This window comes from Arthrobacter sp. StoSoilB22 (assembly GCF_019977315.1).
Classification (GTDB): Bacteria; Actinomycetota; Actinomycetes; order Actinomycetales; family Micrococcaceae; genus Arthrobacter.
On the sequence record NZ_AP024652.1, the window covers coordinates 3,868,308 to 3,895,284 of the forward strand.

General features: G+C 63.1%; 22 protein-coding genes. 9 read left to right on the forward strand and 13 right to left on the reverse strand.

What is annotated here, in order from left to right; all coding sequences use genetic code 11:
• Window positions 1-39 precede the first annotated feature (39 nt).
• Window positions 40-1,257 (forward strand): M20 metallopeptidase family protein, encoded by a 1,218-nt coding sequence (locus tag LDN70_RS17940; RefSeq protein WP_223940993.1) that lies wholly within the window; start codon window positions 40-42, stop codon window positions 1,255-1,257.
• Between the two features lie 30 nt (window positions 1,258-1,287).
• Window positions 1,288-2,580, forward strand: coding sequence for an MFS transporter (locus LDN70_RS17945; protein WP_223940994.1), 1,293 nt, complete (start codon window positions 1,288-1,290; stop codon window positions 2,578-2,580).
• A gap of 76 nt (window positions 2,581-2,656) precedes the next feature.
• On the opposite strand, the gene LDN70_RS17950 is transcribed toward LDN70_RS17945, so the two are convergent.
• The 3 genes from LDN70_RS17950 to LDN70_RS17960 form a co-directional block, all read right to left on the reverse strand.
• Entirely contained in the window at window positions 2,657-3,934 is a 1,278-nt protein-coding gene (locus LDN70_RS17950) for a CynX/NimT family MFS transporter (RefSeq protein ID WP_223940995.1), read from the reverse strand.
• 71 nt (window positions 3,935-4,005) lie between these two features.
• On the reverse strand, window positions 4,006-4,566 hold the full coding sequence (locus LDN70_RS17955) for a pyridoxamine 5'-phosphate oxidase family protein (protein WP_223940996.1): 561 nt from the start codon (window positions 4,564-4,566) through the stop codon (window positions 4,006-4,008).
• Window positions 4,563-4,802: a DUF1272 domain-containing protein gene (locus LDN70_RS17960; RefSeq protein ID WP_142937862.1), complete on the reverse strand. Its 240-nt coding sequence runs from the start codon at window positions 4,800-4,802 to the stop codon at window positions 4,563-4,565. The genes LDN70_RS17955 and LDN70_RS17960 overlap by 4 nt, the downstream gene beginning before the upstream one ends.
• A 116-nt stretch (window positions 4,803-4,918) precedes the next feature.
• Between LDN70_RS17960 and trmB the strand changes: the two genes are divergently transcribed.
• From trmB to LDN70_RS17975, 3 genes are read left to right on the forward strand one after another with little or no spacing between them, the layout of a single operon-like run.
• Window positions 4,919-5,824 (forward strand): tRNA (guanosine(46)-N7)-methyltransferase TrmB, encoded by a 906-nt coding sequence (gene trmB / locus LDN70_RS17965; RefSeq protein WP_166842262.1) that lies wholly within the window; start codon window positions 4,919-4,921, stop codon window positions 5,822-5,824.
• A 21-nt stretch (window positions 5,825-5,845) separates the two neighbouring features.
• A complete protein-coding gene (locus tag LDN70_RS17970; protein WP_142937860.1) occupies window positions 5,846-6,238 on the forward strand; it encodes a hypothetical protein in 393 nt (130 codons plus the stop codon).
• The gene (locus LDN70_RS17975) at window positions 6,239-6,733 is read left to right on the forward strand and encodes a type II toxin-antitoxin system RatA family toxin (RefSeq protein WP_166842261.1); all 495 of its coding nucleotides are present in this window, start codon (window positions 6,239-6,241) and stop codon (window positions 6,731-6,733) included.
• Window positions 6,734-6,736: 3 nt separating this feature from the next.
• Here the strand turns inward: LDN70_RS17975 and LDN70_RS17980 are convergent, their stop codons facing one another.
• From LDN70_RS17980 to LDN70_RS17990, 3 genes are all read right to left on the reverse strand, one after another.
• Window positions 6,737-7,411 (reverse strand): anti-sigma factor family protein, encoded by a 675-nt coding sequence (locus tag LDN70_RS17980; protein WP_166842260.1) that lies wholly within the window; start codon window positions 7,409-7,411, stop codon window positions 6,737-6,739.
• Window positions 7,408-7,905, reverse strand: coding sequence for a sigma-70 family RNA polymerase sigma factor (locus tag LDN70_RS17985; protein WP_142937857.1), 498 nt, complete (start codon window positions 7,903-7,905; stop codon window positions 7,408-7,410). Before LDN70_RS17985 ends, LDN70_RS17980 begins: the two co-directional genes overlap by 4 nt.
• Before the next feature lie 203 nt (window positions 7,906-8,108).
• Window positions 8,109-9,059 (reverse strand): hypothetical protein, encoded by a 951-nt coding sequence (locus LDN70_RS17990; protein WP_223940997.1) that lies wholly within the window; start codon window positions 9,057-9,059, stop codon window positions 8,109-8,111.
• Between the two features lie 195 nt (window positions 9,060-9,254).
• Between LDN70_RS17990 and LDN70_RS17995 the strand changes: the two genes are divergently transcribed.
• Window positions 9,255-9,458 carry a hypothetical protein gene (locus LDN70_RS17995; RefSeq protein WP_142937856.1) on the forward strand — a complete coding sequence of 68 codons (204 nt, stop codon included), beginning with the start codon at window positions 9,255-9,257 and terminating at the stop codon, window positions 9,456-9,458.
• An 87-nt stretch (window positions 9,459-9,545) separates the two neighbouring features.
• On the opposite strand, the gene LDN70_RS18000 is transcribed toward LDN70_RS17995, so the two are convergent.
• On the reverse strand, window positions 9,546-10,394 hold the full coding sequence (locus LDN70_RS18000; protein WP_223940998.1) for a DMP19 family protein: 849 nt from the start codon (window positions 10,392-10,394) through the stop codon (window positions 9,546-9,548).
• 165 nt (window positions 10,395-10,559) lie between these two features.
• Between LDN70_RS18000 and LDN70_RS18005 the strand changes: the two genes are divergently transcribed.
• On the forward strand, window positions 10,560-14,015 hold the full coding sequence (locus LDN70_RS18005; RefSeq protein ID WP_223940999.1) for a DEAD/DEAH box helicase: 3,456 nt from the start codon (window positions 10,560-10,562) through the stop codon (window positions 14,013-14,015).
• A 73-nt stretch (window positions 14,016-14,088) separates the two neighbouring features.
• On the opposite strand, the gene LDN70_RS18010 is transcribed toward LDN70_RS18005, so the two are convergent.
• Together LDN70_RS18010 and LDN70_RS18015 are read right to left on the reverse strand one after the other, a co-directional pair.
• Window positions 14,089-15,261, reverse strand: coding sequence for an MFS transporter (locus LDN70_RS18010; protein WP_223941000.1), 1,173 nt, complete (start codon window positions 15,259-15,261; stop codon window positions 14,089-14,091).
• A gap of 10 nt (window positions 15,262-15,271) precedes the next feature.
• A complete protein-coding gene (locus LDN70_RS18015) occupies window positions 15,272-15,937 on the reverse strand; it encodes a GntR family transcriptional regulator (protein ID WP_166842256.1) in 666 nt (221 codons plus the stop codon).
• A 216-nt stretch (window positions 15,938-16,153) separates the two neighbouring features.
• On the opposite strand from LDN70_RS18015, the gene LDN70_RS18020 reads away from it, so the two are divergent.
• Window positions 16,154-19,672 (forward strand): Ig-like domain-containing protein, encoded by a 3,519-nt coding sequence (locus tag LDN70_RS18020; protein ID WP_223941001.1) that lies wholly within the window; start codon window positions 16,154-16,156, stop codon window positions 19,670-19,672.
• Window positions 19,673-19,990: 318 nt separating this feature from the next.
• Complete coding sequence (locus LDN70_RS18025; protein ID WP_223941002.1) at window positions 19,991-21,025, forward strand: Fic family protein; 1,035 nt, start codon at window positions 19,991-19,993, stop codon at window positions 21,023-21,025.
• A 4-nt stretch (window positions 21,026-21,029) separates the two neighbouring features.
• Here the strand turns inward: LDN70_RS18025 and LDN70_RS18030 are convergent, their stop codons facing one another.
• The 4 genes from LDN70_RS18030 to LDN70_RS18045 form a co-directional block, all read right to left on the reverse strand.
• Window positions 21,030-21,830, reverse strand: a complete 801-nt coding sequence (locus LDN70_RS18030; RefSeq protein WP_223941003.1) for a GNAT family N-acetyltransferase — start codon at window positions 21,828-21,830, stop codon at window positions 21,030-21,032.
• Window positions 21,831-21,912: 82 nt separating this feature from the next.
• Complete coding sequence (locus LDN70_RS18035; protein WP_223941004.1) at window positions 21,913-23,796, reverse strand: DUF2264 domain-containing protein; 1,884 nt, start codon at window positions 23,794-23,796, stop codon at window positions 21,913-21,915.
• Window positions 23,796-24,947: a LacI family DNA-binding transcriptional regulator gene (locus LDN70_RS18040; RefSeq protein WP_223941005.1), complete on the reverse strand. Its 1,152-nt coding sequence runs from the start codon at window positions 24,945-24,947 to the stop codon at window positions 23,796-23,798. Before LDN70_RS18040 ends, LDN70_RS18035 begins: the two co-directional genes overlap by 1 nt.
• On the reverse strand, window positions 24,944-26,890 hold the full coding sequence (locus LDN70_RS18045) for a heparinase II/III family protein (RefSeq protein ID WP_223941006.1): 1,947 nt from the start codon (window positions 26,888-26,890) through the stop codon (window positions 24,944-24,946). Before LDN70_RS18045 ends, LDN70_RS18040 begins: the two co-directional genes overlap by 4 nt.
• Between the last annotated feature and the right edge of the window lie 87 nt (window positions 26,891-26,977).

Genomic DNA, 26,977 nt, shown 5'->3' on the forward strand with positions numbered 1-26,977 from the left:
GGCATAAGGAACCTATCCCCGAGCACCACAGGAGAACTCATGACCATTGCTTCCGAAGCCAAGGAACTGCGGGACGACATCGTCCGCCTCCGCCACGACCTCCACCGCGAACCGGAGATTGGGCTGCAGCTCCCCCGCACGCAGGAGAAGGTACTCAAGGCGCTGGACGGACTTCCGTATGAGATCACCCTCGGCAAGGAGACGACGTCGGTCACTGCGGTTCTGCGCGGCGGTGCAGCTCACGCTTCAGCCGAGAAGCCGGTGGTGCTGTTGCGCGCAGACATGGATGGACTCCCTGTGCAGGAGAGGACCGGCGTGGACTACACCTCCCGTGTGGACAACGCGATGCACGCTTGCGGCCATGATCTTCACACCTCAATGCTTGCCGGCGCGGCCACCCTGCTCGCGGAGGGTCGCGATCAGCTGGCCGGCGACGTCATCCTCATGTTCCAGCCCGGCGAAGAAGGCTTTGACGGTGCGAGCTACATGATCAAGGAAGGCGTTTTGGATGCTGCCGGTCGTCGCGCCGACACCGCCTACGGAATGCACGTGTTCTCCGCGCTCGAACCGCATGGCCAGTTCGTCACCAAGCCCGGCGTCATGCTCAGCTCCTCCGACGGACTCGTTGTCACCGTGCTTGGCGCGGGCGGCCACGGCTCCGCCCCCCACTCCGCCAAGGACCCCGTCACCGCCGCTGCCGAGATGGTCACCGCACTCCAGGTCATGGTCACGCGCCAGTTCAACATGTTCGATCCCGTAGTCCTGACCGTCGGCGTCCTGCATGCAGGAACCAAGCGCAACGTCATCCCCGAGACCGCCCGCATCGAAGCCACCATCAGGACCTTCTCCGAAGAGTCCCGCCGCAAGATGATGGAAGCAGTACCCAGGCTTCTGCATGGCATCGCGGCAGCCCACGGTTTGGAGGCAGACGTGCACTACCAAGAGGAATACCCCCTCACCATCAACGACGAGGACCAAACCACCACCGCGGAGAAGGTCATCGCCGGAATGTTCGGCGAATCCCGCCACACCCGCATGGCAACTCCCCTGAGCGGTTCCGAGGACTTCTCCCGCGTCCTCGCCGAAGTCCCGGGCACCTTTGTGGGGCTCAGCGCCGTTGCCCCCGGCGCCGACCACACGACGTCGCCGTTCAACCACTCGCCGTACGCACTGTTCGACGACGGCGTCCTCACCGACGGCGCGGCGCTGTATGCCGAACTTGCCGTATCCCGCATCGCTGCCCTCGCCGGCAACTAACTCCCTGCCCGCCTGATCTTGGAGAACCACATGAGCACCACCGTAGGAACGTCCCCCGACGTCAAGGTCCACAAATCCCACATGCGCACGCTGGTTGGCACCGGCATCGGCAACGCCGTTGAATGGTACGACTGGGCAATCTACGCCACGTTCTCGCCGTTCATCGCGAGTGCTCTCTTCAGCCAAGCCGACCCCACCTCAGCCGTGCTGTCCACCTTGGCGATCTTCGCCGTCGGGTTCGTTGCCCGTCCGTTCGGTGGGTTCGTGTTCGGCTGGATCGGCGACAGGATTGGCCGCAAGACATCCATGACTGTGGCTGTGGCATTGGGCGCGGCGGGCAGCCTCCTCATCGGCATCGCCCCAACGTTCGCTGCTGTTGGAGCCTTCGCTTCGGTGACGCTTCTGGTGGCCCGGCTCATCCAGGGCCTGGCGCACGGCGGCGAGTTGCCGTCGTCGCAAACGTATTTGTCCGAGATGGCGCCCAAGGAACACCGCGGCTTCTGGGCCACCCTCATCTACACCTCCGGCACTGCCGGCATCCTCGCCGGAACGCTGCTGGGCGCTATCCTCACCGCGACCCTCAGCAAGGACGATATGAGCGCCTGGGGTTGGCGTATCCCGTTCCTGATCGGTGGCGCACTGGGCATCTATGCCCTGTTCATGCGGGCCAAGATGAAGGAAACCGAGGCTTTTGAGGCTGAGACTCCCAACGAGAAGCGCTTGCCCATCTGGCCGCAGATCGTGAAGTACCGCAAGCAGGCGATGCAGGTCATCGGCCTCACTGTTGGCCTGACCGTTGTGTACTACATCTGGGGCGTGGTGGCACCGAGCTACGCTGCAACCTCCCTGAAGATGGACCGCGGAGAGGCGCTCTGGGCAGGTGTGATCGCCAACGTGGTGTTCATTGCCGCCCTGCCGTTCTGGGGCAAACTGTCCGATCGCATCGGCCGTAAACCGGTGATCATCGCTTCCTCCGCAGGTGCCGCGCTCATGCACTTCCCCATGACGTGGCTCCTCAAAGACTCACCCTGGCAGCTGGCAGTGTCCATGTCCGTGATGCTGTTCTTCATCGCCGGCAGCGCTGCGATCGTCCCGGCCGTCTACGCAGAGCTCTTCCCCACTCACATCCGCACCATCGGCGTCGGCGTCCCGTACTCCATCTGCGTCGCCGTGTTCGGTGGCACGGCTCCGTACCTGCAGACGTGGCTCGGCACCATCGGGCAAGCTCAACTGTTCAACGTGTACGCAGTGATCCTGCTTCTGGTGGGCATCGCGTTTGCCTTCTCCATCCTGGAGACCAAGGGCAAGGACCTCACCGTCTAGCTACTCCGGCTTTCGTTGCGAGGCCCGCTCTGCGCTCTTCCCTGGGCTTTTGGGATGCAGAGTGGGCCTCACAACGTTAAACGAAGCGGTCGCGGCCGGCCCGGTATCCGAAGAAGGCCGCCAGGGAACCGACCACCAGGAACAGGATTCCGGCGGCCGCGAACCCTCCTGTGGCTTGGTGCAGCTGGCCCACCATCAACGTGCCAAGGGAACCCACTCCGTAGCCGACGCCCTGCATCATTCCGGACAGGTGCGCGGCAGTGTGGGCGTCGCGGGTGCGGACCATGATCATAGTGAGGGCCACCGCGGTCAACGACCCCTGGCCCAGCCCATTGAGTCCGGTCCACACCCAGATGAGTTCCGTGGGGCCAAAGATCGTGAGCGCAAAACCGCCACCCGTCATCAGAGCCACCACCATGTTGATGATCCGCTGGTCCTTGAAACGCGTAGCCAGCGCAGGGGCAAACAGTGAGCCCAGCATCTGAAGCACAATCGACACCGACACGATCAGCCCCGCCGTTCCCCCGTCGATCCCCCGGTCGCGCAGGATCGGCGCCATCCACGCGAACACGCTGAAGGACATCATGGCCTGCAGCACCATGAACAGCGTCACCTGCCACGCCACGGCTGACCGCCACACGTTCACGCCGCCGTGGACTGCCTGGTGCTTCACGGAAGGTTGCCGGATTGCCGGCGGCAGAAAGAGCAAAAGCACGACGGCGGCAGGCACCGCCCAGAACCACAGCGCCGAAGTCCAGTGGCCGGTTGCCGTAAAGACCGGATACGTGAAGCCCGCGCCAAGGGCAGCCGACGCACAGATCGCAGTGGTGTAGAGGCCGCCCATCAGGCCAAGCCGGTGTGGGAAATCCCTTTTGACGACGCCGGGAAGAAGGACATTGCACAAGGCGATTGCAGCACCGCAGGCGGCGGTTCCGGCGAGGAGTGCGGGGAGGTGTCCGGCGCCGGGGATCTCCAGGGGCCTGATCACCAGCCCCGCGGTAAGCACAGCCATGGCCCCGAGGAGCACCCGTTCTGCGCCGAACCTGCGGGCCAGAATGGGGGCGAGCGGGGCGAAGACGCCCAGCAACGTCACCGGCACGGTGGTGAGGACCACCAGCGACCAGCCCGGCAGACCGGCGTCGGAGGTTATTTCCGGCAGGACCGCAGAGAAGCTCGAGAAGACGGTCCGAAGGTTCAGGCCGATAAGGACCAGGCAGATACCGAGGTAAATCAGGCCCCTCTTGCCTCGGAGCTGGGTGGGATCGGGTGCCGGCTCTTCGTCGATCTCCGCGTCCACCGCGATCTCAGGGAGGACAGACTTCTCTGGGTAGCCGGGGGTCTTGGAGGAGGTCACCCGCCCTATTCTGTCAGCCAGTGATTCCTAAGCCCCCAGCTGGCAGTCATTGCCCGGGATGTGACCGGATCTCAGGCAACAATTTCCTGTCCGTGCCAGCCGTCGTCTTCGCGAGTGAACTGCCAGCGGATGTGGGCATCGCCCGACAGGTCCAACCAGTCCAGATCCGTCATGTCGATTCTGATCCAGGCAAAACGCTCCATGGCCGTCTCAACATCACCCGGGCCATCAACACGCTCATCCGGGCAGGGAGTCCCCGGAACCAGCCGGGACGCATAAAGGTGCCGGCTGTTCGGGCTGAACCGCTCCCATGCCCGGCGTCGTTCCTTCTCATCGTCGACCACCGCAGCGTCACCTCTGATTCGCAGCTGAACCCCGCGCTCGTCGTCGTACAAGGTCAGTGCCACCCGTGGCTGGTGGCCAATCTCCGAGACCTTACGGGACAAGGAGTTGGTGGCCACCTTGACCCGGTAAGCGGCGCGGTCCACCTCCCGGATGATGACCGCACGGACCCGCGCTCCTCCGTCCGTTCCCGTGGTGCCCAGGAAACCGAGCGTAAAAGGGGTGCGCCCTTTGGTGGCCGCCACCAGAGATCCCAGAACCCGCTCCAGCGTCTCCTCGCTTGTATTCATTGCCCGAGACAGCCGGGAGAAACAACCCGCGTGGTGCTGGCAGGATTGTTGACCAAGGCGGCAGCGGGCCGGACAGGGCGTAGCTGAAGGTTTCCACCGCAGTTCGGGCAAGACCGATGAGGGAACCGGTCAACACAGTCCGGGCACCACGTGCACTCAAACGTACAAATGTAGGCCTCTCCAGAGGGCGGGATGTCACGGTTGCAGCATTCACAGTTCGGGCGGATCTCAAGCATCAGGCAACTCTACCCACAGGGTCACAACTCTCCCTGCCACGGCCGTGGACCGGCGCTGATCGTCTGATCCGGAACGCAGAGGATCCTCGCATCCGAACCCAAGTATTCTGGAAGTGATGAGTGAAACCCCAGATTCCCCGCGACCCGTCACGCCCGGCACCCAGGCCTCCTTCGGAACCTACGGTGGCCGCCCGGTCAGCTTCGTGCGCCGTGGCACCCGTTTGCAGGGCCGCAGGCAGGCCGCGTGGGAAGAGCACGCCGAGCGCTGGGCCATTCAGGTGCCGCGCCACGTAGCCAATACGTCCGTCCACCCTGATTACACCTTCGACGCCGAGGCAGTCTTTGGACGCAAGGCACCCCTGATCGTGGAGATCGGGTCCGGCCTGGGTGACGCCGTGGTTCACGCCGCGGAGCAGAACCCGGACAAGGACTTCCTTGCCGTAGAGGTCTACACGCCGGGGCTGGCCAACACCATCATCAAGATCAACAGCCGCGGGCTGACCAACGTGCGCGTGGTGGAAGCCAACGCTCCCGAGGTCCTGGAGTCGATGCTCCCGGAGGGGTCGGTCAGCGAGCTTTGGGTGTTCTTCCCGGATCCGTGGCACAAGGCCCGGCACCACAAGCGCCGGCTCATCCAGCCTGCTTTCGCTTCCGTAGCTGCCAAGGCACTGGTCACGGGCGGCTACTGGCGCATCGCTACCGACTGGTCCAACTACGCAGTCCACGTTCGCGAAGTGCTGGCAGGGTCCACAGAGTTCGAGAATATGCACGAAGGCGAGCGCAGCGGCGAAGAGAGCCCGTTGACGCAGGTGTGGCAATCCGGCGTCGAATCTGTGGTGGGCGGTGCACCGGTCAGGGAAGGTCGCGCGCCCGTTAGCACCGAGCACACCGGACCGAACGAGGGCGTGGATGTTGAAGGCGGCTGGGCTCCCCGGTTCGATGGCCGGATCCGGACAAGCTTCGAGAACAAAGCCCACGAGGCCGGGCGCATGATCTTTGACCTCACCTACCGCAAAATCTAACCGCAGGACTTTGGGGGAATCATGAGCTATCAGCCACCGATCGAGTACTACCAGCAACCGCAACGTTCCGGGAACCGGGGGCTGGGCGCCGGGATCACGAGCATCGTCGCAGCCGTGCTCTCGCCGATCGCGGCAGTAGTCAGCATTCCGTTGGGCATTGCAGCCATTGCTTCATCAATTAGCCGATACAACCAAGGCAACGACGCTTGGTGGTTTGGTGCGCTCATCCTGGCGGGTGTCGCGGTCCTACTGGCCCTGGTTGCTGTGGTGACCGGGCTGATCGCCGTCTTTCGTGCCGGCCGCATGAACGCAGGACGCATCACGGGCATCATCGGATTGGCCATCATGGCGGTCAACATCTTTGGCATTGTCCTCATGGTGTTCCTGGTGCTCGGCTCAGGTCAGGGGTTCTAAATGCCGCAGGTACGCGCCGAGCGGTTCATTCGGTTGGATCCGGAAATGGCCTTCGCACTGTCCCAGACCACCGGTGAGTTCAGGCTCAAATGGGATCCGTTCATCTCAGCCCAGGCTTTTCTGGACGGAGCCACGGCAGCCGGTAAAGGCGTCCGGACGCGGACCGTCTCGCGCATGGGCCTGAAAATGGTCAGCGAATACGTCTCTTACACACCTCCACGGAATGTTGGTATGACCATGGTTTCCGGGCCTTGGTTCTTTGAGAACTTCGGAGGCGGTTGGCGGTTCACCCCGGACGGCGACGGCACACGGGCAGTCTGGAAGTACACCTTTTCCTGCCGCCCCGCATTCCTGAAGCCCGTAGCCGAGAGGATCGGCAGCTGGGTGCTCGGCCGGGAAATTGAGCGTCGGATCGAGGCATTCGCCCGGGCCTGCGAAGACCAAACTTTGGTGGCCGAGCTCCGCACCCAGGCCAACGAGGTTACGGACCGGTAAGGCTCACGGCACCGAAATCGAGGCCACCGTTTTCTGGGCTTCGTCGCGAAGCTCAACACCGGCGATGCCAGCCAACTGCACCGGTGTGGCACCTGTGATCTTGATCCGGCCGCTGGCTGTGGCCGTCCATCCGCAGGTACGTTCCTCGGCACCGTCCCGGCCCTTCACCCACAGGTAGAGAGTGCCCTCCAGCGGCATGGACCGGCCCTCCACCTCGAGCTCGGTCCCCCAGTTCTTCTTCACCATGCCCACGGTCAACTGCAGCCCGTCGTCTGACTGAACCGAATAGCTGGCGTCCGGTTTCGGCGGCTGATTCAGCAGCGGCCCGGCGAGAAAACCAACCGCAAGGCAGGCAGCGGCAACGGCGCCCACCAGAGCCGCCCACCGGCGTCGTGATTTGCGTCTGCGGACCGACAAGTCAACCAGGACCTTCTCTGGAAGCACCTCGGGTTTCGGTTCCAATGGCGAGAGTGCGTTCGCGCCACCGGCGACAGTCAGGGCCACAGCGTCGGCTGCGGGAACGGCGTCAAGCAATGCGGGCACGCTCTCCAGTTGCTCCAACTCCTGGCGGCATTGAGCGCATGCGGCGAGGTGGTCTTCAAACAAGCGCGCCTCCTGTGGCTCGAGGCCACCCAGCAGGTAGGCACCCAGCAAGTGGTGGACGGAGTTGCCGTTCATCGTTCCACCCCCATCTCATCAAGGATTGTTCGGAGAGCTTTCACGGCGTAGAAAGCCCGGGATTTCACGGTTCCAGCCGGGATGTTCAGCTGCAATGCTGCCTCGGTGACGGTGAACCGCTGGTAGTGCAGGGCCACCAAAACCTGGCGGTGTTCGTGGCTGAGCCGGATCAGCGCCTCCTCCATGAGGACCCTGTTCAGGAGTTCATCAACGCGTTCCGTCGCAGGATGGTCCGGGAGGTCTTGTTCGCCTGCCTCGGAGGGCCGGCGCTGCGCCTTCCTGTAGTTGTCGATGATCACGTTGCGCGCCGTCCGGAACAGGTAGCTGCGCAAACTCCCCGTGATCTGCGGGGCATGCTGCCACACCTTGAGGATGGTTTCCTGCACGACGTCATCGGCCTGGTGGGTGTCCGAGGTGCAACTCAGTACGAAGCGTTTGAGGGCGGTGCCGTGCTCGCGGTAGATCGCAGCCACCACATCCTCGTCCAACGGCATAGCCACCTCCTTCTCTCCGCTGCCCCTTCGCTTATACGACGATGCATGCAAGGAAAAGGTTCAGCTTCATGAACCATTCTTCCCCCACCGGCGTCGTAACCGGCCAGGGCTACCGTGGGACGCGAGGTCGCGGGAAGCCTGCCACGTCACCGGAAGGTTCCGTGTGAACACGCAGGATTCCCGCGAACTGGTGGTACGGCCCATCACCCGAGTGCACGAAGGATGCGATCTTTGAAAGCACGCTCTTGAAACAAGTCCTTCCACTCGACCCGGATAAACCGCCACCCCTCCTCGACGAGCGCCTTTTCCCGACGCCGCTCTTGGAAGATGACCTCGTTGGTGGGTGCGAAGTCGAAGTACTTTGTCCGCCCGTCAAACTCCAGAGCTAGTTTCTCCTCTTCCCAAGCGAAATCCATGCGATGACGACCCAGGCGGGACTGCACCTCAAACTGCGGCTGTGGAGGCCTGATGCGCAGCCTCTGCATCAACTCACGGGTCAGCGTTTCTCCTGCAGACTCGGCGCGCGGATCCGCGTTGTCCAAGGCCTTGCGCAGCGTGCGGACACCGCGTTTTCCGGCCGAAACTGCCGCCAGCTGGGAAAGTACCCTGCGGTCTGCGCCCACACGCAATCCATGGTCCATGATCACCAGCGCTTTCGGATAACTCAGCATCCTGGCGCAGTCAGACATCGTGCGCTCAAGCGTAGTCACCCGCAAACCCTGAACCACCACAACATCGTCCTCAGTGAAGTTCTCCGTATGTCCGCAGACATCCTTGCCCCAACGGTCAGAGGAAGGCCTGGACGGGTGGATGAAATGAACCCTGTCATCAACACCCCAGACGAACAGGCCGTGGAGTCGTGCCGCCGACAAATGGCTATAGACGAAACCACCTGTCGAGGTTGTCAGCGTTCCATGAGCATGTGCCAGGATGCGCTCCAAAGCCTGCCGTCTGGGGCCCAAGGCTTTCCATGTGTCACTCAGGATGTAGCAGCCATATCTCAAGCGAAGCAGTTCGCCGGAGTCCACCAAGGCCTTGATATTTCGACTGTTGAGACCGAAACGGAGTAACTCGTCTGTTCTCCACATGTGGCCCCGCGAAGGTAGTGCCGAGGCCGCCGGGGTGTCGCCTTTGCGCGTTGAAGGTGTGTTCATCGGTTCAGCTTGGCCACCGCGGACCGTGGCCGGAACGGGCATTTCCGGCTATGTGGAAAGCGCCGCGCCGAAACTCCGGGAATGCGGTGAATTCGCTGGAGGCCTCCGCACGAAGACGCGAGCTTCCCGCGAACTCTGAGGTCCATGCCCACAAATGGGTCCGCTAGACTGCAGGCTACTCAGTGGGGAGAGGACATGACACAGGACATCAGCAGCAAAAAGACGCCAACCTTGACGTTCCTGGGGGTGCAGGAACTCGCGTGGACTTTGGGGCTCGTGGCCATGATCATCAATGCCACTGAGCGTGGCCTGGACTGGATCTGGGTGGGCCTGTTGGTCTGCTGGCAGGCATCCATTGTGTGGGGCTTCCTTAAGTTCCGCCAAGCCAGACCACGCTAGAGCGCCGAATTCGCCGGAAACGCGTCGAGACCACCGGAACGCTACGGAGTTCTCGCAGCGTTCCGGCGGTCTCGAGGCGGCAATGGCTTAGGCGTCGGCGAATTCCTCGGACTCTTCGAACTCTACGGCCGCGATGATTTCCTTGGTCTCCGGGTGGATCATGAAGGCCTCGTCGTCGTCCTCGATCATGAGGTAGTCGCCGTGGTCGGTGGCGAAGTGCCAGGCGAGGGTCTTGACGCCGTCGTGCTCGTAGTTGGGGTCGCCCATGGTGATCTTTTCCAGGGCGTAGCCGGCAACGTCACACAGTTCGCGGATGATGACCTCGAACTCGGGGGCGTTGGCGAGGGCCTCTTCGTCTGCTTCGGCTTGGCGCTCTGCGAGGTCCGGGATCAGGGCCACGCGCTGGGCGATGTGCTCTTCGATTTCTTCGTCGGAGAGCACCAGCAGGGCGGATTGATCGCGCAGGTATGCGGCACTGAGTTCGATGATGTCCTCTTCTTCCAACAGCGCTTCAAACTCGCCGTCGAGCTCGTCCAAGGCAACCACGGAAGCCGGCGGGGTCTCGGACTCGTCCAGTTCGCCGTCGAGGTAGGCCTCGGCTTCGTCGTCGCTCAAAGCGTCAAACGCCGACGCGGTGCGGTTGAACAGATCAAGGTGGCGGACGGCGCCCATTCCCACAAGCCCTGCCCGCACAAAAGAATCAACTTCTTCACGCTCCGGCGCGGTGAAGACGTACTGAGCGAAGCCGCCCGACAAAGCTTGGGTGAGGTAGAAATCCACGAAGTAGCTGTTGAGCGCTGCGGCGGCGATTTCGTCGCTGTTGAGGAGCTCTTGGTACATGTGGTTCACCACGTTGACATTGGAATCCACCACATCCGCGTTGCCGGCTTCGAAGCTGGTCTTGTTCAGGACAACGGGGTACTCGTTGGTAGTCAAGGGAAATCCTCACTGCTGAAAGCTGATGGTGCTCCGGACACTTTCAACGTACTCGCGGGAGCGGCGCGGCAATCGAGGATGAGGTTAACGGAGGGCGAAGTTTGGGAGCCGTTTTCTGCTGACTAAGATTGAACAGATATCCTCCTGCCGAAAGTAGCCCTGCGCATGCCGTCCCACACAGACGAAAACTGGGAACTGGCCATTCAGACTCCTGCCATCACGGACCGCTCGCTCGCGGCCGGACTGGCCTATGCCATGGGCAGCCGCGTGAACGGGATTTCTTTCGACGCGGCCACAGGCCTCCTGATGGGCAAGGTTCGCGGTACCGGTCCGCAGCCGTATTCGACGTCGGCAAAACTGGTTCGCAAGCCCAGCGGCTGGAGCTGCACTGTGGGTATTTGCAGCTGCCCGGTCCGTAAGGACTGCAAGCATGTGGCCGCATTGCTCTTCACGGCGGAGGACCACCCCACCATCCGCGCCCAGCTTCTCTCCCAGGCCCCCGGCATTCAAACCTCACGGGTTGGCTCGGGCCAGCAGGGCGGGTCGGCACGTCCTGCTTGGGAACAAGCCCTCAACAGGCTGATCACCAAGCCCGGCACAGCGCCCAGCGCGGCGGGTATCCAGTTGGCACTTCAGTTCGAGATTGAGGAGCCGGCGGCCCACTTCTCCTACACGGGCCGACGCGATCCCATGCGCAGTGTCCGCCAGCTCAAGGCCCGCCCGGTGATGATGGGCGCCAAGGGCAAATGGATCCGCGGCGACGTCTCCTGGAACAACCTGAGCTACGTCAGTTTCCGGCGTGAGTTCAACGAGGTCCACGTCGAATGGCTTCAGACTTTCCTGGCTGCGCACGGTTCCAGCAACGGCCGGCAGCAACCATCCGGTGCCATGTGGTTGAGCCTGAACGATTTCGCTGCCAAGAACCTGTGGACCCTCCTGGCCGATGCCAACAAGGCCGGCATCCCTCTCATCCACTCCGCTGGTAGCGAGCCTGTCCGCGTGGAGACGCAACCCGCCGTCGTCGGCCTCAGTTTGGCCCGCCTGGCCACCGATTCGGACACCGCACAGCACGACGCGCCCGACGGCGGCCTGCAGCTTGCGCCGTCAGTCACCCTGGGTGGGGAAGCCGTGGATCCCGGATCCGTGGGTTTCCTCGGCAAGCCGGCCAACGGAATCTTCTTCACGCACGCCGGGGAAACCCTGCCGGGCGTGCCCCAGCAGAAGAACCTCATCACCCTTGCGCCCATCGAGGGTGGCATCAGTGATGAGTTGCTGGAATTCGTCATGGACGGCGACACACTTCAGATCCCGGCGGAGGACGAAAGCCGGTTCCTGACCTCGTTCTACCCGAAGCTGCGGCAGTCCACGCCCGTGCAGGCTGCGGATGAATCGGTGGAGCTGCCCACGCTGGCTGTGCCCACCCTGTCCCTGCTGGCCAACTACGGCACGGACCACAAGGTCCGGCTGCACTGGGAATGGCACTACAAATCGGGCACCCTCGTCACCGCCCAGCCGTTGTGGCGGCACCCGGACGATCGCGGCTACCGTGATGACCTTGAAGAAGCCCGGATTCTGGAGTCGCTGGGGAGGCCGTGGGACGTGGTGCCCGCGCTCGCAGAATCGGCAACAGGCGGCTGGGGTGCGCCCCGAATAGCTGCCTCGGCTGAGCTCAGTGGCCTGGACACACTGGCGTTCACCGAAGAGGTGCTGCCAGCGCTCAAGGACCTGCCGGACGTCGTGGTGGAAACCTCCGGCGACATCGCCGACTACCGTGAGGCCGCCGAAGCGCCCGTGGTGTCCATTTCCACCAAGGAAACGGCAAGCGGCGACTGGTTCGACCTCGGAATCGTGATCACCCTAGAAGGCGAACCCGTCTCCTTCGCCGCCGTGTTCTCCGCGCTCGCCGCCGGAATGAGCCGCATGCTGCTGCCCAGCGGCGCCTACTTCTCCCTGGACCTTCCCGAGTTGCACCAACTCCGGGCGCTGATTGACGAAGCCCGGTCCCTGCAGGACAACCCGGACAACAAGGACGGCACTCTGCAGATCAGCCGCTTCCAGGCAGGCCTCTGGGACGAGCTGGCGCAGCTCGGCATTGTGGATGAGCAGGCCGCAGCCTGGCGTGAGGCCGTTGGTGGATTGCTCGACGACGGCGTGACCGGGCTTCCGCTCCCGGCTGGCCTTAACGCCGATCTTCGTCCGTATCAGCTTGAAGGATTCAACTGGCTCAGCTTCCTGTACAAGCACAGCCTGGGCGGCGTGCTGGCTGACGACATGGGCCTGGGTAAGACCGTGCAGGCCATTGCTCTGATCTGCGCGGCGAAGGACTTGGCCGCGGAAACTGCTGCCGTCGCTCAGGGTGACTCTGTTGAGGTGACTCCCCGGGCCCCGTTCCTGGTGGTCGCGCCAACCAGTGTGGTGAGTAACTGGGCGGCTGAAGCACAACGTTTTGCCCCGGGATTGGTAGTGCGGACCGTCGGTGAAACCTTCGCCAAGAGCGGGTTGTCGCCGGCCGAAGCGTTGGCAGGTGCCGACGTCGTCATTACCTCGTACGCACTGTTCCGCATTGATTACGATGCCTACGCGTCCTTCCAGTGGGCCGGGCTGATGCTGGACGAAGCGCAGTTCGTGAAGAACCATCAGTCCAAGGCCTACCAGTGCGCTCGCAAGCTGCCGGCGCGGTTCAAGCTGGCGATAACGGGCACGCCCCTGGAGAACAACCTCATGGAGTTCTGGGCGCTGACCTCCATTGTGGCGCCGGGACTGTTCCCGAGCCCCAAACGGTTCGCGGAGAACTACCAAAAGCCGGTGGAAAAGAACGGCGACTCCGCCCAGCTGGGCAAGCTCCGGCGTCGTGTGCGTCCGCTCATGATGCGCCGCACCAAAGAGCAAGTCATCAAGGACCTGCCGCCCAAGCAGGAGCAGATCCTTGAAGTGGTGCTGAACCCGCGGCACCAAAAGGTTTACCAGACGCACCTGCAGCGCGAACGGCAGAAGATCCTGGGCTTGATCGATGATGTGAACAAGAACCGGTTCACCATCTTCCAGTCGCTGACGTTGCTACGGCAGCTGAGCTTGGATGCCTCATTGGTGGATTCCTCGCTATCCGGAGTGCGCTCTTCCAAGCTGGACGTGCTGTTCGAGCAGCTGGAAGACCTCATTTCCGAGGGTCACCGCGCCCTGATTTTCAGCCAGTTCACCGGGTTCCTGGGCAAGGTCCGGGAGCGCTTGGATGCCGAAGGCGTGGAGTACTGCTACCTCGACGGCTCCACCCGCAACCGTGGTGATGTTGTCAGCGAGTTCAAGAACGGTGCCGCTCCGGTGTTCCTGATATCGCTGAAGGCCGGTGGATTCGGGCTCAACCTGACCGAGGCAGACTACGTGTTCCTGCTGGACCCCTGGTGGAACCCGGCGTCCGAAGCCCAAGCCGTGGACCGCACCCACCGCATTGGGCAGGCCAGGAACGTAATGGTCTACCGGCTGGTGGCGAAGGACACCATCGAGGAGAAGGTCATGGCGCTGAAGGCCAAGAAATCACAACTGTTCGCGGACGTGATGGAAGGCGATGCCTTGGCCGGTGGCTCGTTGACGGCGGACGACCTCGCGGCGCTGTTCGCGGAGTAGTTGGTTTTTGTACAGTTGATGCCCCTAAGGCCACCCCATAAGCGCGTTATCTGTACAAAAACTCAGCAGGGGTTCAGTCGTCCAGCCTCACACCCCGCAGCAGGAGCATGGTTCCGCCCACGGCAACGGCGGATGCCAGGAACACGCCCGCCGCACCGAGGCCTACCGCCACCACGCCGATTGCGCTGGGCAGCACCACTTGTCCAATCCTGTTTCCAGCCAACCGCAGGGCTAGCGCCCGCCCGCGTTGGCCTTCGGGCGCTTGGGCCGAGAGCCAGGACATGGTCAGTGGCTGCCCGATTCCGAGCCCTAAGCCGAGGAATGCCATGACGATGAACAGCAACCACTCCGGCATCGGAATGGCTGCGACACCCAGGGCAACGGTGGAGATGGCCAGGCTCAGGACCAGCAGCTTCATCCGGCCCAGTTTGCGGGACATGCTGCCCAGACCCAGCCGGGAAACCATGGAAAACAGGGCGCGAACAGTCAGCATGAGGCCCACGGTTGCTGCGGTCAGGCCCCGTTCAGCACCGAGTGCCGGCAGATAGACAACGGTCAGATCCACTACTGCCAGGACAGTGGCGCTGGTTGCCAGAGCACGGACGACGCCGGGAGTCCTGAGAAGTGCGACCGCACTGCCCTTTGGTCCGCCCTTGGCGGTGCGCCTCCCTTTGCTGACGTTTGACGAAATCACGAACGTAGTCAGGAACAGCACCGAGCTCATGGCCGTGGCGAGCACGAAGATGGCCTGCGTATTCGGCCGAACGGACGCGCCGCCCACCACGGAAATGGCCAACGGCCCCAATGCCTGGCCCAGCGATGCGGCGAAGGTCAGATATCCGAAGGCAGAGTCCAGGCGCGAGGACGCAGCGTTGTTCGCCACCACCGCTTGCTGCCCCACCACGCAGGCCAGTTGCCCCGCACCCAGAAGCGCTGTCCCGGCCACGAGCGCCGGAACCGAGGACCCCCAGAACAACAGAAACGCAGAACAGCCCAGCACGACGGCGGCCCCGATGGCCATGAGCCTGCGCTCACCGAGGCGGTCCACCAGTCCGCCGATGGGCAAGGCAAGCAGCAGGGGAAACACCGCGTAGCTCGCAGCAAGAAGACCCAAAGCGAACCCTGGAACGTCCAACTCAAGCGCGCGGTACGTGGTGGCGGGCCGGACCAGGAACGTCACGGCCTGGATGAGCGCGGAGTGGAAGAGGAGTGCCGTGGAGGAACGCCGTCCAAGTTCGCCGATCATTCGACGCCGATCATTCGACCACCAGGCCGGTGCTTGAGATGACGCGCAAAGTCTCATCACGTGCGCCGATCACGTGATCGAAGGCAATCTTTGCGGCCTTTTCCGGATCCTTGGATGCAATGGCCTCGACCAGGAGCCGGTGATTGGCGAGAGCTTCATCGCGGCGTTCGGGAGCGTTGTTGGTGAAGTATCTGTAGCGTTCAACCTGACTGCTGATCTGCCCATGGAAGCGCTGGGCCCAGGAGTTTCCGGCGATCCTGGCGATGGCTGCGTGGAGGGCCACCCCGTACTTCATGGCTTCATCGGCGAACTCCACCATCGCGGCATTGCGGGCCACGATTCCCCGAAGCTCTTCAAGGTCCGCGGCACTGGCGTTGGCGCACGCTTCCCGAGCCATCAGCGACTCCAGGGCGGCACGGACGTCGTACAGCTCGGAAATCGCCCTCCTTTCCAGCGTCGGAACAACAACTCCCCCGGTGGCCTGCTGCTCGAGCAGGCTCTCAGAAATAAGCCGCCGGATGGCTTCCCGCAGTGGCGTTCGGCTGACTTGGAGGGCCGCGGCCATGGCGGGCTCGTAGATTCGCGCACCAGGTTTGAGTTCCAAACTGAGGATCTGGCGTTTCAGCTCGCCGTAGACGACGTGTGCCCCTGTGTTTCGTGGTTGTGGATCCGCCATATATCGCTGCCTCGGCTCGGAAGTGTACTTGTATACATCTATACACCCAGCTTGGAGGACCACGCAAAGGGTTACACCTGCGACCACTTCTGACTGACCACGAACGAGCCTGTTCGAATGCCTTGTTGTGGCCCCAAGAGCCTCATAGTCTCGGCTTGCCCGGGCTTCCCGCAAGCCGGGCAGCACCCGTTGAAACCCCAAAGATGAGGTCCACCCATGGCGTTTACCGCTCGAAGAATCCGAAGGCCTGTGGCAGTGCTGGCGGCAGCCGTTACTGCAGCGGCCGGCCTTGCGCTCAGCCCGGCAACTGCACCGCAAGCACACGCAGCCGACGCAACCGCCGTCACCATCACTCCCAACCCGGCAAGCCGTAGCGAGGCCTTCGAAGGTTGGGGCACCAGCCTGGTGTGGTTCGCGAACGCGACGGCGGGATACTCCCCGGAGTTGCGTGAGGAGTTGTACCAAAAGGTCTTCGGCGAGGACGGCCTGAACCTCAACATTGCCCGCTATAACGTGGGCGGCGGCAACGCATCGGACGTCAAGGATTACCTCAACGACGGCAGCGCTGTGGAGGGATGGTGGAAGCCGGTGACCCAAGCGCAACCCGGCCAGCCGGCGTCGAACCTCTACAAACCTGACGGCAGCGTGGACGCAACGCAAGCCAACAAGCTCGCCTTCCTCAATGCCTGGAACCCGGACGATCCCGCTTCCTACAACCCCGACGCCGATCAAAACCAGCGCTGGTGGGTGGAGCGCCTCGCCGCAGACCAGCAAATCACCCACTGGGAAGCCTTCAGCAACTCCCCGCCCTGGTTCATGACCAAGAGCGGCTACGTGTCCGGCCAGGTGAACACCGCCAAGGGCGAGAATCTGCTGCCCGAAGCGGAGGCCAAGTTCGCCGCCTACATGAGGAACGCCGTCGAGCTCCTCGAAAAAGGCAGCGGCATCACCGTGGACACCATCGATCCATTCAATGAGCCAAACTCCGGCTACTGGGGCACGGACATCAACGCCGCCACCGGCAAGCCGCCCACCACCTACACGCAAAAGCAAGAGGGGGCGCTGATCTACCCTGCTGCCCAGGACCGCGTGACCAAACTGCTGGCAGCCGAGCTCGAAAAAGGCACCACGGACGCCGTGATCTCCGCGATGGACGAGACGGATCCCAGCAAGTTCATGACCAACTGGAACGGTTACAGCCAGGAGGCCAAGGACGCCGTTGCGCAGCTCAACGTCCACACCTACGGCACCAATGATCGCCGCCGGGTCCGGGACCTCGCCAGCTCCACGGACAAGCCACTGTGGATGAGTGAGGTGGGTGGCTTCTGGACGGGAAACCCGGCGCTGGGCGATTCCACCAGCGGCTGGGACCGCTCCAACATCACCAACGGATTGGGCATCGCAGGCCGCATGGTCAACGACCTCCGCGAACTCGAGCCCGACGCCTGGGTGTTCTGGCAGCCCGTGGAGGACACGTACAAGCAAGAGAAGGCCGACAAAGGCTGGGGCTCTATCTACGTGGACTTCGACTGCAACTACGAGGGCCGCGAAGGATTCTCCAACCGCCGCATCAACGATGGCGCCACCCTGGACAACGCCAAATGCAAGGTATTGACCAACCAGAAGTACAACACCACCCGGAACTTCACGCACTACATCCGGCCCGGCGACTTCCTCATCCAGAATGACAACGCCAAGACCGCCAGCGCCCTCCGCGCCGACGGCAACGGCGCCACACTGGTCCACTTCAATGACACCCCGATGCCGGAAAAGGTCACCATAGACCTCAGCCGCTTCGGTGCAATCGCACCCGGTGCAAAGGTCACTCCCGTGGTGACCACCAAGTCGCCGCTGGATGACATCGAGAAGAACGCCCTGGTGAAGGGTACGCCGGTGGCCGTGGACACCGCGGCTAAGTCCGCCACGCTCGAGGTTCCTGCCGCATCAGTGGTGACGTTCGTCGTCGACGGCGTCAGTGGAGTTTCAGAGGATGCCGCGCCTGTGCAGGACGGCCACCGCTATCACCTCAGCGGTGAAGCGAGTGGCAAGTACCTGACAGGACGTGCCAACGGAACTGCCACGATCGACGAGCTGGGTATGGACGCTGCCGGCGTGGCACCGCAGATGTGGACGTTCAACGCCGTGAACCCTGACGACGAGTTCGCGAACGATCGCCGCTGGGTTCTGACCAACAAGGACGGGCGCGTCCTGACGGGCAACGGCGGTGTGCTGAACGGGAGCCAAAGCGGAACGGCTTCGCTGGCTTCACTGACGGTGGACCAGGCCAAGGCCACTCCTTCCGCACAGTGGATAGTGACCACAGAGAACGGCAAGCAGTGGTCCCTGGTCAACGCTGGTGCCGCGATTTCCCTGCAGGTTTCGGGCAACCAGACAGCGGCGGGTACGTCCGTGGCCTTGGCATCCTCCACCGGCAGCACTGCAACAGCCCTGGCCAGCCCTCATCAGTCGTGGGCTTTCACGGACATCGCAGATCTCAAGCTCCTGGGTGTCTCCCCTGTTGAGCTGAGCACACCTGTAGGGATTGCGCCGGTCCTGCCAGCCACGGTCACGCCCGTTTACGAGGCAGGCCCCGGCAAGCAGTTGGCCGTCACCTGGGCACCGGTGGATCCTTCCTCATGGCAGAAAGCCGGCAAAGTAACGGTCTACGGTTCAGGGGTTGACCCGTACGGTCAAACCTTCGAAGCCGTTCTCACGGTCACGGTGGGCTCCTACATCGCCACGGACCCTGTTTCCGTGACCGTGGGAACCGGATCATCGGTGGCTTCCATACAGGCCTTGGCTCCGGCCAGCGTTCCCGGACAGATCGCCGATGGTCCCGCCCGGAACCCGCTCGCGGTGACCTGGGACTGGTCCTCAGTCTCCGATTCCTCATTGCAAAATCCGGGAACCGTTACGGTACCCGGAACCGCCAACGGCCTCCCGGCCATGCTGACCATCATTGTGGTGGACCGTGTTCCAGTAGCCAACATCTGCAAGGACGACCCCACCACCACGGCCACCGCAAGCTACACCGAAGGCTCCTACATCGCCAAGAACACCTGCGATGCCAACGGCTCCACGCGGTGGTCCAACTGGGTGAGCGGTGGCCGTGCCGGTGACAGCCTGAGCTACTCCTTCAGCCGCGACTACACCGTTTCCTCAGTGACCGTGACGTCCGCGGAAAAGGCAGCACAGAGCCTCAAGGTCCAGTACCAGGACGCCTCTGGAGCTTGGAAGGACACCTCCGCGGGAACCATCACAGGACTCTCCATCTCTTCACCGACTACCGTCCGTTTCGATCCCGTCACCACACGCGGGATCAGGGTTTCGTTCGTGACCACGGCGTCTTATACGAAGATCGCTGAAGTAGCTATCGCCGGTACCCGCTTGGCCCACGCCGGGCTTGCCGATCTTGGCCGACTCCTCGTGAACCAGTCCTCAGTTGTGGGGTTCGCCCCGGCGACCACCGACTACCGGGCGCTGACGACGTCGGCGACTCCCGCCGTCGTCGGCTACCCGCTGGACACGAACGCCAAGGTGACGGTCCAGCAGCCCACCGCTGAGAACCCGACGGCGGTAGTCACCGTGACGGCGCCGGACGGCACCACGAAGGTCTACCGCGTGACGGTCTCCACGGGGAAGGACGCGTGCAAGAGCGACGGCTGGAAGACGAGCCCTCAGCCCGTGTTCGCCAATCAGGGGCAGTGCGTGAGCAGCTTCGCGGCAGGGAAATAAGAAAATTCTGAGCTAGTGAGGCCCCTTGGGATTCTGATCCTGAGGGGCCTCACTGTGCCTTCACACAAGTGGGATGCAGACGGGCAAATGAACAGCTACGTGTCCTTTACTGTTATTTAAAGGCTAAAATAATAGTAAAGGACACCCTACTAGGCTTTGGAGCACCTCTTGGCAGCTTGGCCGGCGCATGGAAACAAGGTCATGCCCTGGAAATCGTCAGGTCGTCCCCCACGGGAGGACCGCTTGTTCACCGAAGTCGAAGTTTCACTTCCCCCCAAAATTGCGGGGCTTTGGTTCGAACCCAGCCGGGAAACGATCGTGGCACTCGAAGAGGCCGCTGTTGCCGTCGCATCGTTGGACGTGTCGGCGGGTTCTCGCATGGCTGCCATCAGCGGCTTTCTGCTGCGAAGCGAAGCGGTCTCCTCTTCAAAGATCGAACACGTCGACGCCAATCGAAACGACTACGCCCGTGCCATGATCGGGCTGAAGGCCACCGATCAAGCGAGATCCATGGTCGCAGCAGCGGAGGCCGTGCAGAGCATGATCAGCGATGCGGGGGACACTGGCGAGGTCCGTGTGGAGGCTCTGCTTAAGGCCCACAAGGCCCTGATGAAAGATGACCCAATGGACGGGCACAACGCTGGTTCATTCCGGGATGTGCAAAATTGGATCGGCGGAAGTGACTATTCACCTCGAGGAGCCATCCACGTTCCCCCTCCCCCGGCGCTGGTACCCGAACTCATGGACGACCTCATGGCATTCTGTGCCCGGAAGGACATCCCCATCGTGGCGCAGGCGGCCATTGCCCATGCCCACTTCGAGTCCATCCACCCTTTTACCGACGGTAATGGCCGCATAGGACGTGCTCTGATCGGTTCAATTTCACGTCGTAGAAGACTGACCAAGAACACGGTCACTCCCATAGCCTCTGCGATGGTAGCGGACGTGGAGACCTACTTTTCCTTACTCAACAATTACCGCAACGGTGACGTGGATCCATTCGTCCTCTATCTGGCAAAGTCAGCGATGCGTGCTTCCCAAGCCGCCAGTGAATCGGTCGCGGCTCTCGATGAGCTCCCGGCATTGTGGACCGACTTGCTCCGCCCCAGGAAAAACTCTGCGGAAGCAAAGCTCATCCCTTGGCTGCTGGAACAGCCCGTTTTCGAAGCGCACCGGGCAGCATACATCGCTGGTGTTGAGGAAACGTCCATATACAAAACCCTGAACCGAATGACCGAAGCCGGTGTACTGTCCCTCGTCTCGCAATCGCAGCGGAATCGCGCTTGGGCAGCGATGGAAGTCTTGGATGAGGTAGATCGACTGAACAGGCGGTTGGCCGCCAAAGCCGTCTAAGCTTTCAGCTCCGCGCGCAGCGGTACGGCGTCGTCGTCGAGACCTTGAGCAGTCCCGAACGCTCGAGGATTGGTCGAGAGAATTCCGTGGAGTCGCTGTGGATGAGGGTCTTTTCCATCTCCAGTGCGGCCTGAGCGCGGCGGGCCGTCAATGCCCGGTAGATCCCCTTGCCGCGCCACTCTGCTCTTGTGGCACCACCCCAGATCCCGGCGAAGGCTGTGCCGGGCACTGGCTCCAAGCGGCCTGCGCTGACGATCTGATCGTCAGCCTCCGCCACCCACAACTGCATCCCGTCATCCTGCGAGAGCCGGCGCAGCAGGGCATCCGCCATCTCGTCTGAGACCGGCTCGCCGAAGACCTCGTCCTGCATGGCGCTCATGGCCCGAACGTCGGCTTCATCCGTCACCTCCCGGAGGGCCACACCGTGGGGAAGTGCCACAGCTGTGCTCAAAGCCCGGGCCTCGCCGATCATGATGGATTCCGGCTCATCCTCCGTGAAGCCGTTGGCGATGAGGGCTTCGTGGAGGCCGGGTGCGTGGTCATGCCCGCGGGTCTTCCACTCCACCTTGGTGATGTCCGGCTGGCCCTCGAAGTGGGAAACCGCCGCTTCCACAAGGCCGCGGATACCCTGCTCATCCGCGCCGGCCAGGTCCTGGTAGGTGATGAAACCACGGCCGCCCAAGAACTTCACCAAGCGGAGCGGGCCAAGTTCTTTGACCGCCACAGCGCTTGGAGTCTCGGCGTCGGTGCGCAGTTGCTGATCGTAGGCAGCGAGAAGCCGTGCTTTGGTGTCGGAATCCGTCATCCCGCGAGCCTACTGCAGCCGGGGAGGAACCCAATTCGATGGCTTGCTGCGCACTGTGCCGTGCGCACGGCACGTTCGGCAGCTAGGCATCGAATCGGGCAAGCAGATCACCAGTGAGGCGCGTGCCGTCCGGGAATTCGAAGTGTCCATCGGCATACGTGACACTTGCATCCGGCGAAGCACCTCGTTCGCCGGCGACGATCACGACGGCGGCGTAGTCGCCGTCGTGCGCGGTTCCCGACGTGCCCACCCATGGAATGGTGAGTTCCGAACCCATGGGGTGGGCGCCGGAGCGGGCAAACGTCCCGGACGAATCCAACGCCATGCCGAAGCCCGGCGCGGGAAGCACCGAGCTGACCACGGACGAAGCAGCATCCACCGGCCAGCCGCCTATCCGGAGGGAGCCACCCGAATCCCCAGCACCGGAAACACGTACCAGGCGAAGCTCAACGGCCCCGCGCGTCACCGAAACCACCGTCACCGACGGCCCAGGAGTCGCAGTGCCGGCGACGCCGCTGCCGTGATCCGGGCCGGCGTCGGGATCGGGTTCAATCCAATGAGCCGTGAACCGGGACGCCCCCACCTGGAAGCCGTCCTCGGAGAACGAGCCGAGGTGCTCAAAACCCGTCCGATGCGTCAGCCGGCCAGAGGAATCAACAAACGCCACCGCATTGTCCACGGACTCCGGTACCAAGTCAGGGAACGTGTGCGTCGAATAGCCAAGCCGTGCGTAGAGGGGCGAATCAGCCACCACGGCCCCAACAACAGCGTGATCCGTGGCATGGTTCCGGATCCGGACCACACCGTCGGCACGAGTTCCATCAACCTGCCAGCCCGGAGCCGCGATCAGCCGCTGAGTGTCAGCAACTTCAACGGGCAAGGGCTCTTCAACGAAAGTCCACACCCGGTGATCGGCGGGCATTGCCAATCCGAGCATCCCCTTCGCCGCCCAATACGGCGAGCCAAATCCGGAGTAGGCCTGCTTCATCCCAGCGAATTCCCCGTGCCAACCAATGGACAGAAGCCCGTCCTCGGTGATCGATCCATGCCGGGCAAAGTAGTCGAGCATTCCTGAAGCAGCTCGCCGGGAAACACCCGGAGCCAAACGCGTGTGCCCCGACAACTCCCCTACCCAGAAAGGCGCCGCGGCAGCGAACCGGTAGATCAAGCTCCGGCCCTGGATGAGCGGTGCTCCGTTGGCGCCAACAAGGTAGGCGGCGTCGTCCAGGAAGTCAGCCAGCCGGTCGCCGTCGAGCGTTTTCCGCGCGGTAACCCGGGGATCAGAAGGCGCCATCAACGCCCAGAGCTGCGGATACACCTGAAAGGCCCAGCCGACGTAATGGTCGTAGGCGCGCTCTGGCCCGTCCGCGAACCAGCCACCGCCCCGGTACAGCGAATCGTGGATGGCGAGTCCGGCGTCGATGTCCTCGTCCGAATACCGGCCACCAACCGAAGCCAGGAAGGTCTCCACCACAATCTGGAACCACACCCAATTGATAGGCGGATACTCCTCACCGATCACGGTCTCGAACCAGGCAATGAGCTGTTCCTGTACGCGCTCCGGCAATTTGTCCCACAGGACGTCGCGGGTCAGCGCCAAGCCAACAGCCAACGACGCCGCTTCAACCTTCGCCTGCCCCAGCTCACTTGGCGTCGGCCAGCGGTCAGGGTTCGCTGGGTTGGTCCCGGCGTCGAGGCCGGCGGCATACCACTCGGCGATCCAGCCCGTGTTGCCCGGGTCCCCGGCAATCCGGAACGAGGCCAGCAGGAACGTCCGAGCGAAGGCTTCCAGCGAATCACTCCGCGGGCCGTATCGGCTGTTGGCCCCGGGCAGGTGGATGTTGGCGTGGTCCTCCGTCCCAAAATGATGGGCGGAGCGCAGGAGGTGATCCGCGTACGCGCACCAGTGCTCACGGGTCAGGCCGGTGAAAGGAGAAAGCTTGTGGTCCAAGGGCGGCAACAGCATCAGAGCGAGTCCTCCAGCGCAACTCCTGCGAGCCCTCGTGGCGCCCCCAACGACGAATCGCGCACAATCAGCTCGGGATTCAAATCAATACGATGCACAGGGCGCATCCTTCCTTCGGCCAGCCGGGCAGCCATGAGCTGCACTGCCACCTTGCCGACAAAGCTCTTGGGTGGCCGAACCGCGGAGATCGCGGGCTCGGCAAGGTAGGCAACTTCGTCGTCGTATCCCACGATCGCCATGCTGCCGGGCACATCCACGCCGCGGTCCACGCAGTGCTGCACGAACGCCACGGCCTGGGTATCCGAGTGCACCAGCATGGCCGTTGTTCCCGTGGATCGGCAGAGCTCCAAGACCCGATCAAAGTGCTTGGCCCGGTCACCGTTGTCCAGCTTGGCCGAGTCCTCATGGATGGACTTTTCCAGCGGAATCTTTAGGGCAGCCAAGGCCTGCTTCCACCCGCGGACCACGTGGGGACTGGTGGGGCTCGTGGAATCAGTGAGGCAGCCGATCATCCGGTGGCCCTCCTGCCACAAGTGCCGCACGGCCATGCCCGCACCGAAGGAGTGATCCGTCGCGACCCACTCGAGGCGGTGTGAGGGAATCTCCGATGGCGCCCGACGCTCAGCCATGATCACCGGGATGGGCAGGGCGTTCAGCCAGCGGAGCAGCTCCTTGCCATGTTCACCACCCATATCCGGGGCCACGATCAAGCCGTCAATGTTCTGCGTATCAAGGAGCGCCTGGACCTGGCGGCGGTTATCTGCGGCATCGTAAGCCGAGCCGCGCACCAGGATACGGAGATTTTGCACCTCGGCCTCCCCGCGTGCCCCCGAAATCACCTGCGGCCAGTAGTAGTCCAATGACGGGACCACCATGCCAATGGAGTAACTGTGCGCCGACGGCCTCCCCACAGCCGCCGATCGATCCAACGGGCTGGGCAACGTGGCACCGCCGTGAACACGTGACACCAGCCCTTCGTCAGCGAGCGTATTCACGTCGCGCCGGATGGTCAGTTCGCTAACGCCCAGCTTCGCGGCGATGTCGCGCACTGTGATGGCCCCGTGGGCACGCAGCTCCTCCATGAGCAGCTCACGACGTTGCAGCGAAAACAGCGACTTTCCGCCCACTTCGGGGGTCTGTTCGGAACTCAAGATGTTGCCTCCACGGTGAGGGTGAATGCGCCGGAAGCGCGGTTTTCGGCCGGCATGCGAAAACGGAGCCGGGTCAGTTTTGCGCCCCAGATATCGCTGAGGAGCGGATCGTCCAGGAGCCATTCATCCACCAGTACGACGGCGGTGGCCGGCTTCCATCGCAAGCGCAATCCCACGGGGCTACTGACTGTCGGAATTCCGACAGAGGTGATGGTCGCGGTCGCGTCTGTACCGACGCGGACGGCGCCGGCAACCAGATAGGTGATGTCGACGTCGGGCGTTCCTTCGGGTGGAGTCGCTGCGAGGTTCCAGCGGTCATCAATGACCACGTTGCCCAACTCGCGGTTCATCAGCGAGGTGCGAATCCACTGCTCGGCGTGGTCCAGGCCGTAAGCAGCTCCGAGACCAAGGGCGAGGGTCGGTTCCTCCGGGGTGGGCTCCTGCACAACGGTTGCCGCAAACGAGGGCCCTGTCCCCTGCTCCAGCCCGAACGGCGCGGGCACGCTATGCCAGGCGCTCTGCATGGCCCGAATCTGATACCGATCAGGTCCGAACGTTTGGGCGGTGTACGTGGGCTGGCCGGCGTCCACCAACAAGGGCACGCCGTCCACGGCGACCACCACGGAGCCAACATCCCGGTGGTTGTGGTGTTCACCGTTGTGCCCGCCCTTGGCCGCTAGGGTCAGCCCGGCGGAGGAGCCCGGGGTTTGCCGCGCCACCATGATCTGCACAGACGGCAGGTACGTCCCCCAACCAGGTCGCAGCTGAGCGCGTTTTGAGGGCTCAAAACGCGCTGTGCTGCTACTTAGTTGGGTGAGGACGCGGCCCAGGCCGGCGGCTGCTTGAGGTTCAGGCTCGACGGCGGCAAAGGTTGCGGCATGCGCGGCGGCCTCGGAATCCCCAAGCCTCACAGCCCAACGGTGCAGCATGCCCCACGGCAGTCCTTCGTGGGCGCGAGCCGGGCCGTCGGCGACGTTAAGGAACCAACGGTGCCCCAAGTGCATCCGGTGCGGGAAAGCAACCAGTGCACGGATTACGGGCAGGTCCGGGTTCAGGACACCGTTGCTGGCCTCCTCCAACACTGCAAGGCCCTCAAGTGCACGGCCTGCACCGTTCCACCAATAGGCGAACCCTTCGTCGATGGCGCCGTCTGCCGGGATGGAGGCGAGGAAGCGATCCAACCCCTCGATGCAGCGGGCAACGACCCTCGCCTGCAACTGCGGATCGTCCACCAGCACCAGCGCTGCCACAAGTATGTTCGAGTGGATCCACGGGTTCCAGTTGTGGACATCGCCGTCCAACCCAAGCCAGTGCCAGTCGAGACGGTCCAGAAACGGGCGGATGACTCGCTCGTTAGCCTCCTCGCGAAGACGTTTCCGCAACCCGGGGGCCCGTTCATCAAGCTGAGCACCCAGGACATGGTCAAGCCACGCCAGCTGCGCCACCACTTCCCCTGCACCCAGGTCCAGGTACGGGCGGGAACGGTCCGGAACAACGTCGCTGTTGCGTGTGAACACGTCATCGTGGGCAGCCCAGCTCCATGAGCTCTGTTCGCAGAGGAGGTAGGCGCCGTCGATCACCTCGTCGAGCCAGTCGCCGCCGGGTCCGTCATTGACCAAGGCCATCACGACGGCGCGGGTCAGGCGCTGCTGTCGGCTCGCCACGAGTCCCTCGTACGCCGTGCGGTTCCCGTCGCGGAAGTAGCGGGCGTAGTGCGAGACCAGCGGTTGCGGCCATGGGCTACCCTTCTCGGCATCCGCTTGGGTGCGTAGCTCCACAAGGGGGCGGTCGGCAGTGAGCCGCCACCCGGCGTCGGACGCTGGACGAACGGTAAGGCGATCACGGGCGCCGCGGAGTGACTCCATCAAGGCGGAGGCATTGGCACTGGAACCCCATGCACTCAGGAGGGGTGGCGCTTGAACGGCGGCGGTGCCGGTTGCCATAGGAATTCTCTCCCATTTGTTCGAGTTTGAACGTTTTAGATCAAGCTCGATTGAGTTGAATGAACTGTCTTGTTTATGAGTATGTAC

Bases quoted from the DNA above. Each gene is read 5' to 3' on its own strand.
- LDN70_RS17990 (WP_223940997.1), bottom strand. From the start codon at position 9,059: ATGAACACACCTTCAACGCGCAAAGGCGACACCCCGGCGGCCTCGGCA.
- LDN70_RS17945 (WP_223940994.1), top strand. From the start codon at position 1,288: ATGAGCACCACCGTAGGAACGTCCCCCGACGTCAAGGTCCACAAATCC.
- LDN70_RS17960 (WP_142937862.1), bottom strand. From the start codon at position 4,802: ATGCTTGAGATCCGCCCGAACTGTGAATGCTGCAACCGTGACATCCCG.
- LDN70_RS17975 (WP_166842261.1), top strand. From the start codon at position 6,239: ATGCCGCAGGTACGCGCCGAGCGGTTCATTCGGTTGGATCCGGAAATG.
- LDN70_RS18035 (WP_223941004.1), bottom strand. From the start codon at position 23,796: ATGCTGTTGCCGCCCTTGGACCACAAGCTTTCTCCTTTCACCGGCCTG.
- LDN70_RS18005 (WP_223940999.1), top strand. From the start codon at position 10,560: ATGCCGTCCCACACAGACGAAAACTGGGAACTGGCCATTCAGACTCCT.
- LDN70_RS17970 (WP_142937860.1), top strand. From the start codon at position 5,846: ATGAGCTATCAGCCACCGATCGAGTACTACCAGCAACCGCAACGTTCC.
- LDN70_RS18020 (WP_223941001.1), top strand. From the start codon at position 16,154: ATGGCGTTTACCGCTCGAAGAATCCGAAGGCCTGTGGCAGTGCTGGCG.
- trmB (WP_166842262.1), top strand. From the start codon at position 4,919: ATGAGTGAAACCCCAGATTCCCCGCGACCCGTCACGCCCGGCACCCAG.
- LDN70_RS18010 (WP_223941000.1), bottom strand. From the start codon at position 15,261: ATGATCGGCGAACTTGGACGGCGTTCCTCCACGGCACTCCTCTTCCAC.
- LDN70_RS17955 (WP_223940996.1), bottom strand. From the start codon at position 4,566: ATGAATACAAGCGAGGAGACGCTGGAGCGGGTTCTGGGATCTCTGGTG.
- LDN70_RS17940 (WP_223940993.1), top strand. From the start codon at position 40: ATGACCATTGCTTCCGAAGCCAAGGAACTGCGGGACGACATCGTCCGC.
- LDN70_RS18015 (WP_166842256.1), bottom strand. From the start codon at position 15,937: ATGGCGGATCCACAACCACGAAACACAGGGGCACACGTCGTCTACGGC.
- LDN70_RS18030 (WP_223941003.1), bottom strand. From the start codon at position 21,830: ATGACGGATTCCGACACCAAAGCACGGCTTCTCGCTGCCTACGATCAG.
- LDN70_RS17980 (WP_166842260.1), bottom strand. From the start codon at position 7,411: ATGAACGGCAACTCCGTCCACCACTTGCTGGGTGCCTACCTGCTGGGT.
- LDN70_RS17985 (WP_142937857.1), bottom strand. From the start codon at position 7,905: ATGCCGTTGGACGAGGATGTGGTGGCTGCGATCTACCGCGAGCACGGC.
- LDN70_RS17995 (WP_142937856.1), top strand. From the start codon at position 9,255: ATGACACAGGACATCAGCAGCAAAAAGACGCCAACCTTGACGTTCCTG.
- LDN70_RS18045 (WP_223941006.1), bottom strand. From the start codon at position 26,890: ATGGCAACCGGCACCGCCGCCGTTCAAGCGCCACCCCTCCTGAGTGCA.